The 17,733-nt window shown below is 36.1% G+C and carries 14 protein-coding genes, 2 tRNA genes, 1 pseudogene and 1 riboswitch; of the genes and pseudogenes, 12 read left to right on the top strand and 5 right to left on the bottom strand.

Features of this window, described 5'->3' with window-relative positions; genetic code table 11:
- The first annotated feature begins 77 nt into the window (after positions 1–77).
- The 11 genes and pseudogenes from AC1Q8M_RS26410 (at position 78) to AC1Q8M_RS26360 (ending at position 11,690) form a co-directional block, all read left to right on the top strand.
- Positions 78–149, top strand: a tRNA-Gly gene (locus tag AC1Q8M_RS26410).
- A gap of 10 nt (positions 150–159) precedes the next feature.
- Positions 160–232: transfer RNA gene (locus AC1Q8M_RS26405), tRNA-Ala, on the top strand.
- Between the two features lie 116 nt (positions 233–348).
- Positions 349–1,494 (top strand): glycerate kinase, encoded by a 1,146-nt coding sequence (locus tag AC1Q8M_RS26400; RefSeq protein ID WP_016513347.1) that lies wholly within the window; start codon positions 349–351, stop codon positions 1,492–1,494.
- Between the two features lie 211 nt (positions 1,495–1,705).
- Positions 1,706–2,599 (top strand): arginase, encoded by an 894-nt coding sequence (gene rocF, locus AC1Q8M_RS26395; protein WP_000711581.1) that lies wholly within the window; start codon positions 1,706–1,708, stop codon positions 2,597–2,599.
- Between the two features lie 248 nt (positions 2,600–2,847).
- Positions 2,848–3,669: a diadenylate cyclase CdaA gene (cdaA, locus tag AC1Q8M_RS26390; RefSeq protein ID WP_001115694.1), complete on the top strand. Its 822-nt coding sequence runs from the start codon at positions 2,848–2,850 to the stop codon at positions 3,667–3,669.
- Positions 3,662–5,149 (top strand): CdaR family protein, encoded by a 1,488-nt coding sequence (locus AC1Q8M_RS26385; RefSeq protein WP_000359607.1) that lies wholly within the window; start codon positions 3,662–3,664, stop codon positions 5,147–5,149. Before cdaA ends, AC1Q8M_RS26385 begins: the two co-directional genes overlap by 8 nt.
- Positions 5,142–6,488, top strand: a complete 1,347-nt coding sequence (glmM, locus tag AC1Q8M_RS26380; RefSeq protein ID WP_000521476.1) for a phosphoglucosamine mutase — start codon at positions 5,142–5,144, stop codon at positions 6,486–6,488. The genes AC1Q8M_RS26385 and glmM overlap by 8 nt, the downstream gene beginning before the upstream one ends.
- 288 nt (positions 6,489–6,776) lie before the next feature.
- A pseudogene (locus tag AC1Q8M_RS26375) lies at positions 6,777–6,963 on the top strand (hypothetical protein).
- A gap of 12 nt (positions 6,964–6,975) precedes the next feature.
- Complete coding sequence (glmS, locus tag AC1Q8M_RS26370) at positions 6,976–8,778, top strand: glutamine--fructose-6-phosphate transaminase (isomerizing) (RefSeq protein WP_098361482.1); 1,803 nt, start codon at positions 6,976–6,978, stop codon at positions 8,776–8,778.
- A gap of 273 nt (positions 8,779–9,051) precedes the next feature.
- Entirely contained in the window at positions 9,052–11,016 is a 1,965-nt protein-coding gene (locus AC1Q8M_RS26365) for a S9 family peptidase (RefSeq protein WP_141484276.1), read from the top strand.
- A gap of 107 nt (positions 11,017–11,123) precedes the next feature.
- Entirely contained in the window at positions 11,124–11,690 is a 567-nt protein-coding gene (locus AC1Q8M_RS26360) for a DUF4256 domain-containing protein (protein WP_000147403.1), read from the top strand.
- 72 nt (positions 11,691–11,762) lie between these two features.
- Here the strand turns inward: AC1Q8M_RS26360 and AC1Q8M_RS26355 are convergent, their stop codons facing one another.
- Positions 11,763–12,269: a DoxX family membrane protein gene (locus AC1Q8M_RS26355; protein ID WP_061660795.1), complete on the bottom strand. Its 507-nt coding sequence runs from the start codon at positions 12,267–12,269 to the stop codon at positions 11,763–11,765.
- 157 nt (positions 12,270–12,426) lie between these two features.
- Complete coding sequence (locus AC1Q8M_RS26350) at positions 12,427–13,728, bottom strand: DUF5068 domain-containing protein (RefSeq protein ID WP_000038602.1); 1,302 nt, start codon at positions 13,726–13,728, stop codon at positions 12,427–12,429.
- Positions 13,729–14,167: 439 nt separating this feature from the next.
- On the opposite strand from AC1Q8M_RS26350, the gene AC1Q8M_RS26345 reads away from it, so the two are divergent.
- Positions 14,168–14,944 (top strand): SDR family oxidoreductase, encoded by a 777-nt coding sequence (locus tag AC1Q8M_RS26345; RefSeq protein ID WP_141532533.1) that lies wholly within the window; start codon positions 14,168–14,170, stop codon positions 14,942–14,944.
- A 37-nt stretch (positions 14,945–14,981) separates the two neighbouring features.
- Here the strand turns inward: AC1Q8M_RS26345 and AC1Q8M_RS26340 are convergent, their stop codons facing one another.
- From AC1Q8M_RS26340 to AC1Q8M_RS26330, 3 genes are read right to left on the bottom strand one after another with little or no spacing between them, the layout of a single operon-like run.
- Positions 14,982–15,650 (bottom strand): methionine ABC transporter permease, encoded by a 669-nt coding sequence (locus AC1Q8M_RS26340; RefSeq protein WP_000527153.1) that lies wholly within the window; start codon positions 15,648–15,650, stop codon positions 14,982–14,984.
- Positions 15,625–16,665: a methionine ABC transporter ATP-binding protein gene (locus tag AC1Q8M_RS26335; protein WP_000571302.1), complete on the bottom strand. Its 1,041-nt coding sequence runs from the start codon at positions 16,663–16,665 to the stop codon at positions 15,625–15,627. Before AC1Q8M_RS26335 ends, AC1Q8M_RS26340 begins: the two co-directional genes overlap by 26 nt.
- A gap of 12 nt (positions 16,666–16,677) precedes the next feature.
- Positions 16,678–17,490, bottom strand: a complete 813-nt coding sequence (locus AC1Q8M_RS26330) for a MetQ/NlpA family ABC transporter substrate-binding protein (protein ID WP_098855447.1) — start codon at positions 17,488–17,490, stop codon at positions 16,678–16,680.
- Between the two features lie 85 nt (positions 17,491–17,575).
- Positions 17,576–17,690: riboswitch (SAM riboswitch) on the bottom strand.
- Between the last annotated feature and the right edge of the window lie 43 nt (positions 17,691–17,733).

The raw sequence follows: 17,733 nt of genomic DNA, 5'->3' as shown, positions 1-17,733 counted from the left end.
CATTAGCTCAGTTGGTAGAGCATCTGACTTTTAATCAGAGGGTCGAAGGTTCGAATCCTTCATGGCTCACCATTTTCGCGGAAGTAGTTCAGTGGTAGAATACAACCTTGCCAAGGTTGGGGTCGCGGGTTCGAATCCCGTCTTCCGCTTTATTACTAAGGGGCCTTAGCTCAGCTGGGAGAGCGCCTGCCTTGCACGCAGGAGGTCAGCGGTTCGATCCCGCTAGGCTCCATCTAAATAGAAAAAGCTTACATCATATGATGTAAGCTTTTTTGTGTTTAAAAAGACAACTTTTATATTTATCGTTTAAAATGAAGAAAACGTAAAAATAAGGGATGGGGGATAATTATGAAAGTTGTTATTGCATCTGATTCATATAAAGAAAGCCTAAAAGCTATAGAAGTATGTGAAGCTATTGAAAGAGGTTTTAGAGCAATTTTTCCTAATGCAAAGTATGTGAAAATACCAATTGGAGATGGAGGAGAAGGGACGGTTGAATCGCTTGTTGATGCTACAGGGGGGAGAATTATATCAATTAGTGTGACAGGACCGCTTAGAGAAAGTGTGCAAGCTTTTTATGGCGTGTCTAAAGATAAAAAGACAGCGTTTATTGAAATGGCAGCAGCATCAGGATTACAGCACGTTCCAGTTGAAAAGCGAAACCCACTTATTACAACGACAAAAGGAACAGGAGAACTTATATTACATGCGCTAAATCAAGGGGCGGAGTACATAATTTTAGGACTTGGAGGAAGTGCTACAAATGATGGTGGGGCAGGCATGTTAGCAGCTTTAGGAGTAAGATTTATAAATGATAAGGGTGAAGTAATAGATCCATCTGGAGGTACGTTACATTCGATTGTTGCTATTGATTTTTCACAAATGGACCCACGCTTAAAGGGGGTAAAGATAGAAGCGGCATGTGATGTGGATAATCCATTAGTCGGAATGCAGGGAGCATCTTTCGTATTTGGGAGACAAAAGGGTGCGAATGTAGAGATGATGAAAGAGCTAGATGAGAATTTAAAACATTATGCGAATATCCTTAAAAGATATGTATCTTCTGATGTATCTGAAATACCTGGTGCAGGGGCAGCAGGAGGAATGGGAGCGGCTGTTATTTCAGTGCTAAAGGGAGACTTGCGAAGGGGCATTGAAATTGTATTGGATTATACAAATTTCGATAAACATATAGAAGATGCAGATCTCATTATAACTGGTGAAGGTAGAATAGATGAACAAACTGCATATGGGAAGGCTCCTGTTGGTGTTGCGGGGCGTGCGAAACGTTTTTCTGTGCCTGTAATTGCCATTGGAGGGTCTGTATCATCTGATTATTCAGCCGTGTACGAGAAAGGAATAGATGCGGTATTTAGTATTACAACGAGACCGATGACACTAGAAGAAGCATATAGAGTAGCAGAAGAAAATATTGAAATGACAACGAAGAATATTGCAACAGTATGGAAAATAGCTTCAGAAAAAAACTTCTAAATGTAGAGTTGTTTTTTTTATTATTATTTAATAATAGTGATTGTGATTGTTTCATTAAGTTAACTTTATACATAGAATAGTCTTGAAATTTGATTTTCAACGTGAATATAAGTGAATAATTTGTATATCCATACAGAAAAATGTCGAGTTGAGTCAGACTATATAAAAGATTTAAAATATTTAGTGAAGGCACAGAAGGGGGATACTATCTATGAAAAAAGAAATCTCAGTTATTGGAGTTCCAATGGATTTAGGGCAGATGCGTCGTGGCGTTGATATGGGACCGAGCGCAATCCGTTATGCAGGGGTAATTGAAAGAATTGAAGAAATTGGATATAACGTTAAAGATATGGGAGATATACGTATAGAGAGAGAAAAAGAGATAGATGAAAATACAAAATTAAGAAACCTTACACAAGTTGCAACTGTATGTAATGAATTAGCAAGTAAGGTGGATCATATTATAGAAGAAGGTCGTTTTCCACTTGTATTAGGTGGTGACCATAGTATTGCTATCGGTACATTAGCTGGTGTAGCAAAACATTATAAAAACTTAGGTGTTATTTGGTATGATGCACACGGTGATTTAAATACAGAGGAAACTTCACCATCTGGAAATATTCACGGTATGTCACTTGCAGCAAGTTTAGGTTATGGACATTCTTCACTTGTAGATTTATATGGAGCATATCCAAAGGTGAAAAAAGAGAATGTCGTAATTATCGGTGCGCGTGCATTGGATGAAGGAGAAAAAGATTTCATTCGCAATGAAGGTATTAAAGTGTTCTCAATGCATGAAATTGATCGTATGGGAATGACGGCTGTTATGGAAGAAACAATCGCATATTTATCTCATACTGATGGTGTACACTTATCATTAGATTTAGATGGTCTTGATCCTCATGATGCACCAGGTGTTGGGACGCCTGTAATTGGTGGTTTATCTTATCGTGAAAGCCACTTGGCGATGGAAATGTTAGCAGAAGCGGATATTATCACATCTGCTGAATTTGTTGAGGTAAATACGATTTTAGATGAGAGAAATAGAACGGCAACAACAGCAGTTGCTTTAATGGGTTCTTTATTCGGTGAAAAACTAAAATAAATGTAAGAAAAGCAACTGAGAAGTTGCTTTTTTTATTTGAAAATAGGCGTATAATAATGATTTATATTATACTGTAAGATAAAAATGTTTGACATCTTACCAATTTGAGCTAAAGGGGGTTGTTTGTAATTGTCGTTTGTTTCATGTATGGTATAATTAACTAGTTGTTGGAAATACATACAGATAGAGCATAAAACAATATTTCAATATATGGATAGAATTGCTCGTAAGTAGGAGGAAGGGATAGCATGCCTTTTGAAGATACGACCATTTTGAAATATCTTAGTACGGCATTAGATATTGCCATTGTATGGTTTATTATATATAAGCTGATTCTCATAATCCGAGGGACGAAAGCTGTTCAACTTTTAAAAGGGATTACAGTTATCATTGTCGTTAAGATGATTAGTATTTTCCTTGAATTGCATACGTTATCTTGGCTAACTGAACAAGTATTAACATGGGGATTTTTAGCCGTTATTATTATCTTTCAGCCAGAATTGCGAAGAGCACTTGAGCAGCTAGGGCGCGGGAGTTTATTTTCGCGTGTTGGACCGCATGAGGATGATGAACCTGAAATGGTTGCAACAGCGATAGCAAAAGCAACCGAATATATGGGGAAACGTAGAATAGGTGCATTAATTACTTTGTCAAAAGAGACCGGTATGGGTGATTATGTGGAAACGGGTATTCCGCTGAATGCAAACGTATCATCGGAATTACTTATTAATATTTTTATTCCAAATACACCTCTTCATGACGGAGCGGTAATTATGCAAGGAAGTACAATTAAAGCAGCAGCATGCTATCTTCCATTATCAGAAAGTCCGTTTATTTCTAAAGAATTAGGAACTAGGCATCGTGCTGCAATGGGAGTTAGTGAAGTTACTGATAGTATTACAGTAGTTGTGTCTGAAGAAACTGGTCAAATTTCTTTAACGAAAAATGGTAAGTTGCATCGTGATTTGAAGACAGAACAGCTGAAGGATATGTTATTAGCTGAATTTAGTGGGAACGAAAAAACGACTTCTTCGTCTTTATGGAATTGGAGGAGAAAGCGTCATGGATAAGTTAATGGAGAATCATTGGTTTTTAAAAGGGATCTCATTACTATTGGCGTGTATGCTTTTTATGTCAGCGACGTTAACTGAGAAAAATACGACATCAGGTATATTACCTTTTGCAAATGATACGAAAGAAACATTAACTAATTATGAGATTAATCTTAAGTATGATGAGGAGAAATATATTGTAAGTGGTATTCCAGCAGAGGGCGTTAAGGTGAAGTTAGAAGGCCCAAAAGCATCAGTTGCTACAGCAAAAGCAAAAAAACAATTTGACATACCAATTGATTTGCGAGATAGTCCAAAAGGAACTTATGAGATTTCTTTAAAAACGAACGGGCTTCCAGACGATGTGAAAGGAACAGTTCAGCCATCAACAATTAAAGTTACTCTTCATGAAAAGGCGAGAAAATATGTTCATGTAGATTTGAAATTATCAAATGAGGATCAAATGCCAGCGGGGGCTACTCTCGAAAAATCAAGCATTAAACCGGATACTGTTGAGGTAGTTGGGACGAAAGAAGAAATTGAAAGCATTTCATCTGCCAAAGCGTATGTTGATTTAAAAGGTGTTAATAAAACTGTTACAAAAACGCCCGAAGTTACATTATACAATAAAGAAGGAAAACGTTTAAATGTAAGAACAAGTCCATCTAAAATTAGTGTAACATTGAATGTGGCAACGCAAACTACAGCCAATAATACTGAAAAAACTGTTCCTGTAACGTATACGAAGAAGGGGAGTTTAGCAGAAGGATTGGCAGTTACAAATATCAGTGTCGAGCCGAGAGAAGTAACAATAGCTGGTCCAAAAGATATTTTGGATAATATACAATCGCTAGAGGGGGTCGAAGTAGATCTTAGTCAATTGACAGAGTCTACAACATTCGATGCCTCTGTTTTATTACCCAAGGGTGTAACCAGTGCAAAACCGAATCAAGTGAAGGTTTCGGTGGGAGTGCAAAAAACAAAACAAACGAAAACAAAAACGATTGATGGCATCCCAATCCAAAAAAATGGACTTTCTAAAGATGTTACGGCTCAGCTAATTTCGCCGCAAGATGGAAAGATAAGTGTTGATATTTCAGGAGAAGCAAGTATAGTAGATAAAATAACAGCTGCCCAAATAACAGCGGTAATTAATTTGCAAAATGTATCTTCAGGGACGAAAGATATTTCTATTCAAGTGAGTGGACCTGGTAATATTTCAATAGAGCCAAAACAAAAAAGTGCTAAAGTTACTATTGTAAAGAAAGAAAAACCAGATAAAGAAGTACAAGGTAACGGTCAACAACCGGATTCAAACACCAATCAAGAAAATCAAAATGAGAAGCCAAAAAATCCTGAATCCAATCAAGAAAAAGAAACGGAACAGGAAAATAATCAAAACCAAAATCAAGATAAAGATAAAGAAACTAGTCAAGAACCAACGGTAGATAACCATAATCAAAAAGAGCAAGAAAAAGGAGCGAATCATAATGGGTAAATATTTTGGTACAGATGGAGTACGTGGAGTTGCAAATAAGGAGTTAACACCTGAATTAGCTTTCAAAATTGGGCGTTTTGGTGGTTATGTATTAACAAAAGATACAGATCGTCCAAAAGTAATTATCGGTCGTGATACACGTGTATCTGGCCATATGTTAGAAGGAGCTTTAGTAGCAGGTCTATTATCAACTGGAGCAGAAGTAATGCGCCTTGGCGTTATTTCTACACCGGGCGTTGCTTATTTAACAAAAGCACTAGATGCACAAGCAGGTGTTATGATTTCTGCATCTCATAATCCAGTACAAGATAATGGTATTAAATTCTTTGGTTCAGACGGCTTTAAATTAACAGATGAGCAAGAAGCTGAGATTGAAGCTTTATTAGACAAAGAAGTTGATGAACTACCACGTCCGACAGGTACTAATCTTGGACAAGTGAGCGATTACTTTGAAGGTGGACAAAAATATTTACAGTACATTAAACAAACTGTTGAAGAAGATTTCTCTGGCCTACATATCGCTTTAGATTGTGCACATGGTGCAACTTCTTCTCTAGCTCCATACTTATTTGCAGACCTAGAAGCTGATATTTCAACAATGGGAACTTCTCCAAACGGTATGAATATTAACGAGGGTGTAGGATCTACACATCCAGAAGGCTTAGCTGAATTGGTAAAAGAAAAAGGTGCGGATATTGGACTTGCTTTTGATGGCGATGGCGACCGTTTAATTGCTGTAGACGAAAAAGGAAACATCGTTGACGGTGATCAAATTATGTTTATTTGTGCGAAGTACATGAAAGAAACTGGTCAATTAAAACATAATACAGTTGTTTCAACTGTTATGAGTAACTTAGGTTTCTACAAAGCACTTGAAGCAAACAATATTACAAGTGATAAAACAGCAGTTGGTGACCGCTATGTAATGGAAGAGATGAAACGCGGTGGTTACAACTTAGGTGGAGAACAATCAGGCCATATTATCTTACTTGATTACATTACAACTGGTGACGGAATGTTAAGTGCACTTCAACTTGTAAACATCATGAAAATGACGAAAAAACCATTATCTGAGCTTGCAGGAGAAATGACGAAATTCCCACAATTGCTAGTAAACGTTCGTGTAACAGATAAAAAATTAGCATTAGAAAATGAAAAAATTAAAGAAATTATTCGTGTTGTAGAGGAAGAAATGAACGGTGATGGCCGTATTCTTGTTCGTCCATCTGGAACAGAGCCACTTATTCGTGTAATGGCAGAAGCACCAACACAAGAAGTTTGTGATGCATATGTACATCGCATTGTAGAAGTTGTGAAAGCCGAAGTTGGCGCTGAGTAATTAGCTGAATTTATATGAAAAAGGAGCACAAAAAGTGCTCCTTTTTCATATGTTTTATAGACGATGAAAAAAATTTCATTGACGGTTTATCCATGTTTGTTATAAGATGGTCTTGTTCTTTTTCTCAAAGGAAATATTGTAAATTATAAAAGCGCCAGAACTACAAATAGTGTAGTTGACGAGGTGGGGTTTATCGAGATTTCGGCGGATGACTCCCGGTTGTTCATCACAACCGCAAACTTTTACTTAAATCATTAAGGTGACTTAGTGGACAAAGGTGAAAGTGTGATGAGAGAAGAGGAACGGATGAAAACTAGCTGTATAAGTATATACGGACTTAAACCCAATCGAGAGGAAGGTGAAAGCCGTTACAAGCTTACAGGGCTAGCAATATGTAATCCGTTTTTTTAGTATAAATAAAAATGGTATCGGACTATGTCGTTACATGTTCGCAGAGCAGTGTAAGCATTTGTAACGGCGACTAAACATGTGTGGAATCGTAGGATTTATTGGAGAGCAAGATGCAAAGGAAATTTTATTAAAAGGTTTAGAAAAGCTAGAATATCGTGGATATGATTCAGCAGGTATTGCAGTACAAGCAGAGAACGGTGTTGTTGTATACAAAGAAAAAGGCCGTATCGCAAAACTTCGTGAAATCGTAGATGAGAATGTAGCAGCAAGCGTAGGTATCGGACACACACGCTGGGCTACACACGGTGTTCCAAGTAAAGTAAACGCGCATCCGCATCAAAGTACATCAAAACGCTTTACACTAGTTCATAACGGTGTAATTGAAAACTATGAATTAGTGAAAAAGGAATATTTACAAGATGTAACGTTCGTAAGTGAAACAGATACAGAGATTATCGTACAGCTTATGGAACAACAAGTGAGCATAGGATTAAGTGTAGAAGAAGCGTTCCGTAATACGCTATCTCTTTTACATGGCTCTTATGCAATCGGATTACTTGATGCTGAAAATCCAAACATGATTTATGTTGCTAAAAACAAAAGCCCGCTATTAGTAGGTGTTGGTGACAACTTTAATGTTGTGGCGAGCGACGCTATGGCGATGTTACAAGTTACAGATCAATTTATTGAGTTAATGGATAAAGAAATCGTAATCGTAACGAAAGAAAGTATTACAATTAAAAACTTACAAGGTGAAACGATTGAACGTGCACCGTTTACAGCGGAATTAGATGCAAGTGATATTGAAAAAGGAACATACCCTCATTTCATGCTTAAAGAAATCGATGAGCAACCACTTGTAATCCGTAATATAATTCAAAAGTATCAAGATGAAAATGGCGAGATTGAATTAAATCAAGACATTCGCAATGCGATTTTAGATAGCGATCGTATTTACATCATTGCATGTGGAACGAGCTATCATGCAGGTCTTGTTGGAAAACAATTTATCGAGAAGTTTGCAAAAATGCCAGTTGAAGTGCATGTAGCAAGTGAATTCTCTTACAACATGCCATTATTAACAGAAAGACCATTCTTCATTTACATTTCACAAAGTGGTGAAACTGCTGATAGCCGTGCAGTACTTGTACAAACAAATGAAATGGGTCATAAAGCATTAACAATTACAAACGTGCCTGGTTCTACTCTTTCTCGTGAAGCTGATTATACACTTCCGTTATATGCTGGACCAGAAATTGCAGTTGCATCAACGAAAGCTTACACAGCACAGCTTGCAGTACTTTCAATTTTAGCAGCTGATATTGCTAAAGCAAAAGGTGAAGTTCTTGATTTCGATTTAACACACGAACTAGGACTTGTAGCAAATGCAATGATAGAACTTTGTGATCAAAAAGAAGAAATGGACGCATTAGCAAAACAATTTTTAGCGACAACGCGTAACTGTTTCTTCATCGGACGTAGCGTAGACTTCTACGTAGGATTAGAAGGTGCGTTAAAACTAAAAGAAATCTCTTACATCCAAGCAGAAGGATTCGCTGGAGGAGAGTTAAAACACGGTACAATCGCTTTAATCGAAAATGGTACACCAGTTATCGCACTTGCTACACAAGAGCACGTAAACCTTGGAATTCGCGGCAACGTGAAAGAGGTAGTAGCACGCGGAGCTAACCCATGTATCATCTCAATGAAAGGCTTAGAAATGGAAGGAGACAGCTTCGTATTACCAGCTGTACACGAAGCACTAGCACCGCTAGTAGCAGTTATTCCATTACAACTTATTTCATACTACGCAGCACTTCACCGCGAGTGTGACGTTGATAAGCCACGTAACTTAGCTAAGTCTGTTACTGTTGAGTAGGAGATTGGTAGGTTAATAAATATAGTTGTAGCTTTAAAATAAATTTACAAATTTGCACCCCTTTAGATATTTTATCTAAAGGGGTGTTTTTGTGTCGAAAAATAACATCTAGAATTGGTAAGTGGATAGAACCCTATAGATTAAAGTTTTACTTTATCGAATTCACTTTTATTTATCTGAATTTTCCATTATTATTTTAAGTATTCATGAACAATTTCTTTTATTACGACAAAAAGAGACGAGAGATTTATGGACATTTCAGGGGGGATATTGATGAAAACGATTAAAAAAACATATCTAAGTATAGAAGAGATTATTTCATTACCAACCTTATCAAGTACAAACATAAGTGATGATGGTAAAAACGTAGCATTTGTAAAGAAGACGGCTGATTGGAAAGACAATACATATAGGAATCATGTATGGATATATGAAAAAGATAAGAAGCAGAGTTACCCATTATCAAATGGGGATATAGATAGTACACACCCATTATGGTCTCCAGATGCTAAGTGTATCGCATATCTTAGTCCAGTTGGTGATGGGAAAAATCAGATATTTGTTAAGTCGCTAGATGGTTATAGCGAGGTTCAAATTACTGATGAGAAGGAAGGAATTAGTACATTCAAATGGGATCCTGCTGGCAAAGGTTTTTATTATGTTGCACAGTCAAAAGAATGTGAGGAAATAAAGAAACGTAAGGAATTATATGGAGATTTCGATCATGTAAGTAAGGAACACCAGAATAATTGTTTATATTACATTGAAATAGAAAAGGTGATACAAAGTGATACAGATGAACATGAGAACAGAGTTGTTTATCGATTAACTGATGGTAAGGATTTTCATATCCATGAATTTGATATTTCAAATGATGGTAAAAAGGTTGTATTTATGGCGACACCAAGCTCAAATATGGCAGATTATATAAATGGAGATCTATACATACTCCATATTAAACCTGGAGAGCTACAAAAGCTGAATGTGGATAAATTGTTGGGAGGGAGTGTTTGCTTTTCTCCAGAGGGCAGCAAAATTTGTTACTCAGCAAGCATAAGAGAGAGAGATTACTATAGAAACTATATACAAGATAGTACGTTAGAGATATATGATATTCATAATGGAGAGCTAATTCAACCTTTAACAGATTTTGATAGTACGGTTATGCCATTACAGTGGACAGCTAAAGGGATTTTAATTAGATGGCAGAATAAAACGAATTATCTTATTGGGTTGCTAGCTGAAGATGGAACTGTGGAAATATTAAGCGAAAAAGTAGATGGCTTTATAATGGATGCTTCTATAACAAAGGATGGAAAATATATATCCTACAATAAGGCAATAACAAATGAAACCTTTGAAATCTATTTAGACGATAAAAAAATAACGGATGAAAATAGCTTTTTCAAAGGGAAACTTAGAAGTAACAGGGAAATCATCTCATGGAAAAGTAGCGATAGTCTTGAAATAGAAGGTGTTTTATCAACGCCAGTAGAGTTTGATACTAATAAAAAATATCCTTTATTAGTAGTAATTCACGGCGGTCCGGCTTGGGCGTCTTTTCCGATATTTTCAGACTGCTTCAATGAGAAATATCCGATTGAACAGTTTATTGAAAAAGGCTTTATCGTTTTAGAACCAAATTACAGAGGAAGTTCAGGTTATGGTAATGAATTTTTAAAAGCTAACTATAGAAAACAGGGGATTGCTGACTACGATGATGTTATATCTGGAGTGGATGAACTAGTAGAAAAAGGGATGGTAGACAAGGATAGAGTAGGAGTTATGGGATGGAGCAACGGTGGATATGTATCAGCTTTCTGTTCTACATTTAGTAGTCGATTTAAAGCTATTTCAGTTGGCGGTGGAATCACTAACTGGAGTACCCATTATGTAAATACAGATATACCTTACTTTATTAGAATGTATTTAGGAAATACTCCATGGAATGATCCAGAGATATATACGAAGACATCACCTATGACGTATATTGAATCAGCTTGTACGCCTACCTTAATTCAGCATGGAGAAAAGGATGCAAGAATTCCAATTACAAATGCATATGATCTATATCAAGGATTAATGGATATGGAAGTGGATACAGAATTAATTATATTTAAAGGAATGGCATATAGTCCTAATCAGCCGGGAATGAATGTAGCTATTATGAAGCAGAATTTGATGTGGTTTTCACACTATATTCTTGGAGAAAGTATGGAGGGTTTTAGAACTTTATAATGGATGTTTGTACAAGACATAAGGCTGAAACGGTCTTCATCTTGAGATGATTTATTATAAAATATATACTTAAACTAATATCTGTACACACATCAGGGAGGACTAATATGACAGGAAATAAAAATGACTTACTAGTAGAAAAACGTCAAGAGTTATTGAAAGTATTGCAAGCTCGTTTTGAGAAAAATATGAACCGCCATGAAGGTCTTGAATGGGCTAAGGTTGAAGCTAAGATAGAAGCTAATGCTGAAAAATTATGGTCACTTAACGAAATGGAAGTAACTGGCGGTGAGCCGGATGTTGTCGGTTATGATGAAGAAAAGGACGAATATACTTTCTATGATTGTTCAAAGGAGAGTCCTAAAGGCCGCAGAAGTCTTTGTTATGATCTTGAAGCGTTAGAATCAAGAAAAAAACATAAACCAGAAAATAATGTTATTGATGTTGCAAATGCTATGGGCATTGAACTATTAACGGAAGAACAATATCGGGAATTGCAACAACTTGGGGATTTTGACATGAAATCATCAAGTTGGGTACAAACACCTTCAGATATTCGAGAACTCGGTGGTGCTCTATTTTGCGATTATCGCTTCGGACATGTTTTCGTGTACCACAATGGAGCAGACTCTTACTATGCTGCCAGAGGTTTTCGTGGCTCGTTAAAAGTTTAAATTAGGATAAATAAGAAAAAGAGCCTATACTCAGGCTCTTTTTCTTATTTATATTTTAAAAGTAAACTGTTACTACGCAGTTTTACTTAATTTATATGTTCCGTGGTTATTTTTACGGAAAAGTTTAGGGAAAACATAGTCATCTAATCCAATACGTCCAGCGTTTTGCCCTGCAACTAAAATGAACATAGTTAAAATAAGCAGATTTGGGTTTACACTAACAGTTCCGCTTAATAAAAATGAAAGATTCATTATGATTCCGAAAAATGCAGCTGTTTTTGTTAATCCGCCTAAAATTAAACCTAGACCTACTAAAATTTCTCCCCATTGAACTAAAAAGCTAAATAGGTCTGCGTTTGGAAGAACAAAATTTTGAAGAAAATCTGCCCACCAACTTTGTACTGCAGGATGGTCACCTGATGCTTGAGCGATAGCGCCCTTTAGAAAACCACTTGCATCAAAAGATTGTCCGAAAACTTTACCTATCCCAGCAGCGAGCCATGCATATCCTATGTAAAATCGTAAAAATAATAATATGAAAGCAGCACGTTTATCAGTTCTTAAAAAATTGATAACCATTGAAATCCCTCCAATATTCTATTTACATGTTTATTATATATCCATTGTGAAAAAATTCACAATGGATAAAGTGTGAACAAAAATGGTGTTTTTATAAAATGAAAAAGGCATATAACAATCATATGTTATATGCCTTTTCTATTATATATTTATTAATTTATTTAGGTAATGTAAATTTAGCTTTTTTACCTTGTGAAATATCTTTAGCTTCTTTATTTCTCATAGGTCCTAACTCAATCTCAAAGCTTTTGTCTTTCCAAATCTTTTCATACTGCTCTTGATCTAAAATATATACTTGTAGTAACTCTCCAGATGTTCCTGTTTTGACTGAAGCATTATAGTCATAATTTAATAGCATACCTTCATTAATCGTATATTGTGTACCATCATTCACTCTCAATGTAGAGCTTATAGGAGACAGTGAAACGTCTTGAGCATCTTTGTTATCAAGCTTGAATTTTACTGTTAACAGAACAAGACCGTTTTTAAAATTTGCAAAGCGTGGAGCTTCGACGGAATTTGGTGTGAATTGAGTGAATTGGTATCCGTCTAATGTAACATTAACAGCGCCTAATTCTTGATTGTTATTAATACTTGATTTCTCTTTTAACATTTTTTTATCGCCCATGTTATTAGCTGTAGCTTTATCTTGGTAGAAAGTATTATCTGTTGCAACTTTTTCAGCACCCTGTTTGTTTAAACTTAATGAAAAGCTTCCAGGATTTCCGATTGGAGCATCAAATTTTCCTTTATTAGCTTGTGCAGTTGGGACTGTGACTGAGACTGTTGAGAGACTTGAAATTTTCGCTAGATCATCTTTTCCGAATGGATAAGCGATATAACCAGAAATAGTTTCTCCTGCTTTTACTAAGTAATCATTCGTTGGAGCAAGTTTAGTTGGGAGCTGATCTTCTTTTGGAATTAAATCTTTATAGTTACTATATGCTTTCTGCGCGCCAGTAAATGACATGTCCAATGCTGGCATATAATAAATATCTTTAGCTGAACTATTTTTTACGCTGTAGTTCACAAGAATAACTCCGCCTTCTGTTTGACGATTAAACGGAATATCGAAGTTTGTATGGAATCCATTTAATTCAACTAATGTGTAACTATTCATTGATACTGAAACATCTTCAGCTTTATAGACTTGTGGTTCTTTATTTTCAAAAAGAACTTTTGTTTTACCACCTGTTTCTTTTTCCATATAGGAAATCAGCTTAGAGTAGTCGCTTGATCCAGTAGCTGTATTTTCAGGCTTTTTATCTTCAGTTTTTTTATCTTCGGATTTTTTTTCAGTAGGTTTACTTTCTTTCGTTGTATCTGTTTTTTCCGTTTTGCTTTCTTTTGTTGCATTCTCTTTTTGTTCTTTATTTGTCGTATCGCTTTGACCACAGCCGGTTATTACAAAAGCTGCTACGATTACTGCAGAAAATAAAGAAAGTAATTTTTTTGACATATTTCTTCCCCCTATTTGTTTAAAACTAAATTCTCACATTAGCCCCACGTTTTATTATAAGAAGGTTAGTCAATATTTGCCAGTATTTTTCTGATTATTTTCATTATTTATTATATTATAATATAATAAATTCGATAGAAGTTTGGAATGGAATATTGGTTTTTATTTTTTTATCATTTGAAATAGTACATCATATTGGTATGATAGAAACAGAGATATATGGAAAGGAGACAAGGACTCGATATGTGGATGAACTTGTAATGATTAGAAATTGGATAGATGAATTTTTCTCTCATAAGTGAGGGTTTATTTAGCTATTTGTAAATCATGCAAGGACTGCATAGTTGGCTTGTACATCCCTTTTGTAAGGACAGAGGTCTAGGTGGGGAAATTTATATCTCTTATATAAAATATGCGTCCTTTAAACTTGGAGGAGTATATGATGAACCAATTAAAAAATAAAGTAGCAGTTGTTACAGGCGTAAGTCGTCTAGACGGTATAGGAGCAGCGATTTGTAAAGAATTAGCTGAGGCAGGATACGATATATTTTTTACGTATTGGACGGATTATGATAAAGAGATGCCTTGGGGCGTTGATAAAAATGAACAAATACAATTAAAAGAAGAGCTATTACAAAAAGGTGTTAGAGTATTGAGCATGGAGTTAGATTTAACTCGGAATGATGCACCGAAAGAGCTTTTAAATAAAGTTACTGAACAATTAGGGTACCCTCATATATTAATCAATAATGCAGCATATTCTACGAATAATGATTTCTCTACGTTGACTGCTGAAGAATTAGATAAGCATTATATGGTTAATATTCGTGCGACTACATTGCTCAGTAGTCAATTTGCCCGAGGATTTGATAAGAAATCTGGTGGTAGAATTGTTAATATGACTTCGGGGCAATTTCAAGGTCCTATGGCAGGAGAACTAGTTTATGCGACAACGAAGGGAGCTATTGATGCTCTTACTAGTACGTTGTCAGCAGAAGTAGCTCCATTAGGAATAACAGTGAATGCAATTAATCCAGGACCAACCGATACAGGATGGATGACTGAAGAGATAAAACAAGGGTTAAAGCCGATGTTTCCTTTTGGCAGAATTGGTGAGCCAAAAGATGCAGCTAGACTCATTAAATTTTTAGTAAGTGAAGAAGCTGAGTGGATTACGGGGCAAGTTATTCATTCAGAAGGCGGATTTAAAAGATAAAAAGAAGGTATCTCACCCTGGTGAGATACCTTCTTTTTTAATCTTTCTTCAGTCTTCGTGCAACCCCATTACCTAAAGACTGTAATCCTTGAACGAGGATAATTAGAATAAAGACGGTTGCATACATTACTTCAGGTTCATAGCGTAAATGTCCGAAGCGATATGCTAAGTCCCCTAGCCCGCCAGCACCTACAAGACCAGCCATTGCTGTTGCGCCGATTAAGCCAATCGTTGCAATTGTTAATCCAAGTACAAGGGAGGGACGAGCTTCTTTAACCATGACGTGCCAAATGATTTTTATAGTAGAGACTCCCATCGCTTGATAGGCCTCAATGACACCGCGATCTACTTCTAGTAAAGCTGTCTCCATTAAACGTGCGATATAGGGAGCTGTGAAGACGACAAGTGGTACGATAACACCTTGCACGCCAATGGATGTTCCCATTAGAAACTTTGTAAAAGGTAAGATGAAGAATAATAGAATGATAAATGGAAGAGAGCGAATGATATTAATAACTGTATTAAGAATAGGATAGATGATTTTATTTTCACGCTGCCCACCAGGTCTCGTTAAAACAAGTGTGACGCCAAGTGGCAGTGCAATAAGGATTGAGATGAGTAATGAAATAGATGTCATTTGAAAGGTTTGAATTGTGGCTTCCCATATGACTTTACCCCATTCATCCAAAAAGGACTTGTTTCCCATAATCTGTTCTGCCTCCTTCTACAATGATTCCTTGCTCTTGTAAAAATGATAAAGCACGGTGGATTTCATTTTGTTCTCCTTGCATATGAACGACTAATTTCCCATATGCTTCATGTTTTAACTGCGTAATATTACCGGATAAAATATTCGGATACACTTGGAAACGTTTTGTGGCAACAGCTAAGGCAGGTTCACCTGAAGTAGTGCCAATAAATGAAAGTGTTACAATTTCTCCAGTATTCTGTAGTTCTTTCTGTACCTCTTCTGGAATTTTAGCTGCAAAGGCGCTATTTACAAATTTCTTCGTTGTTACATGTTGTGGGTTTGTGAAAATATCTTTCACAGTCCCGCTTTCGACTACAGATCCATGTTCCATAACGGCAACGCGGTCGCATATACGTTGGATAACGTTCATTTCGTGTGTAATGAGTAAAATCGTAATTCCAATTTCTTCGTTAATCTTTAATAACAAATCAAGAATAGAATCAGTTGTTTCTGGATCTAAAGCGCTCGTTGCTTCGTCACTTAATAACACTTCAGGCTCATGTGATAGTGCACGTGCAATTGCAACGCGCTGTTTTTGACCGCCAGAAAGTTCACTTGGATAAGCATCTTTTCGATTGAAAAGATCGACAATGCGTAAATATTTTTCTACCCTTTTTTTAATTTCCACTTTTGGAATACCAGCAAGGCGTAAAGGTAATGCAATATTTTCATAGATGCTAACAGTTTTAAGTAAATTGAATCCTTGAAAGATCATTCCGATTTTTTGTCTCGCTTTTGCTAGTTCTTTTGTCGATAACGTTGTTAAGTCTTGTTCGTTTACAATGATATTTCCTGTCGTTGGTTTTTCTAATAAATTTACACATCGAATCAATGTGCTTTTACCAGCGCCGCTATACCCAATGATTCCAAATACCTCGCCTTTTTCTACTTTAAGGGAAGTAGGCTTAAGAGCCTCAACAGTCCCTTTTTTTGTTGAAAATACTTTGGATATGTTTTTTAATTCAATCATTATCGTCAGCTCCTACCAAGATGGTAAAACTGAACCATCAAATTTTTTCTCGATAAACTCTTTTACTCCTTTAGATTGATAAGCTTTCTTTAATTTATTTACAACGGCATCATCTTTATTTTCATTACGAACAACGACCCAGTTCACATATGGTGAATCTTTTCCTTCGCGGAAAATAGAATCTTTCGCCGGACTTAATTTTGCCCCTAATGCAAAGTTTGTATTGATTGCGGCTGCTTTCACTTCACTTAGTTGTGTTGGTAATTGAGATGCCTCTAATTCAACAATCTTTAAATTTTTCGGGTTTTCAATTACATCCTTTGCAGTCGCTTTTTCTGTAGCCTTTGGATCAACTTTTAAAACCCCTGCTTTTTCAAATAATTTTAAAGCTCGCAGTTCATTCGTTGGGTCATTGGGTACAGCAATTGCATCGCCCTCTTTTAAGTCTTTTACATCTTTTATATCTTTAGAATATACGCCCATAGGGAATGTTACTGTTGAAAATACTTCAGCTAATTTCATATTGCGTTCAGCTTTAAATACATCTAAATACGATTTTGTTTGGTAGCTATTTACATCAAGGCTTTTTTCATCTAAAGATACGTTTGGCGCTACATAATCATTAAATACTTTTATGTCAATTTCCAGACCATCTTTTGCTGCAACTTCTTTTACCTTTTCAAAAATTTGTTCATGTGGTCCACCTGTTACACCGACAGTAATCTTTTTCTCGTCTAATGCTTTTACCTCTTTATCTGAACTCGCGCTACATGCGCCTAATAATAATACTGCTCCGCTTACAATGCTTAATAATACCTTTTTCATCTATAAATCCCCCTTCATATACGTTCCAAAATAAAAAGCACCTCCCAAAAATAAGAGAGGTGCCGAATAGACGAAATAGATTCCTCTCTTATCTTCCAAAACGAAAACTCGTTTTGCAGGAATTAGCACCTTAGCTTATACTTCATAAGCTCGGTTGCCGGGCATCATCGGGCCAGTCCCTCCGCCACTCTTGATAAGAGTATGTGTATGTAGTTTTGAATATGGTACTAATAGTAAATCGTA

The organism is Bacillus sp. GW823-FHT06A10 (genome assembly GCF_058795375.1).
Note: the sequence above shows the minus strand (reverse complement) of the source record. Positions and strands in the feature narration are given on the sequence as shown.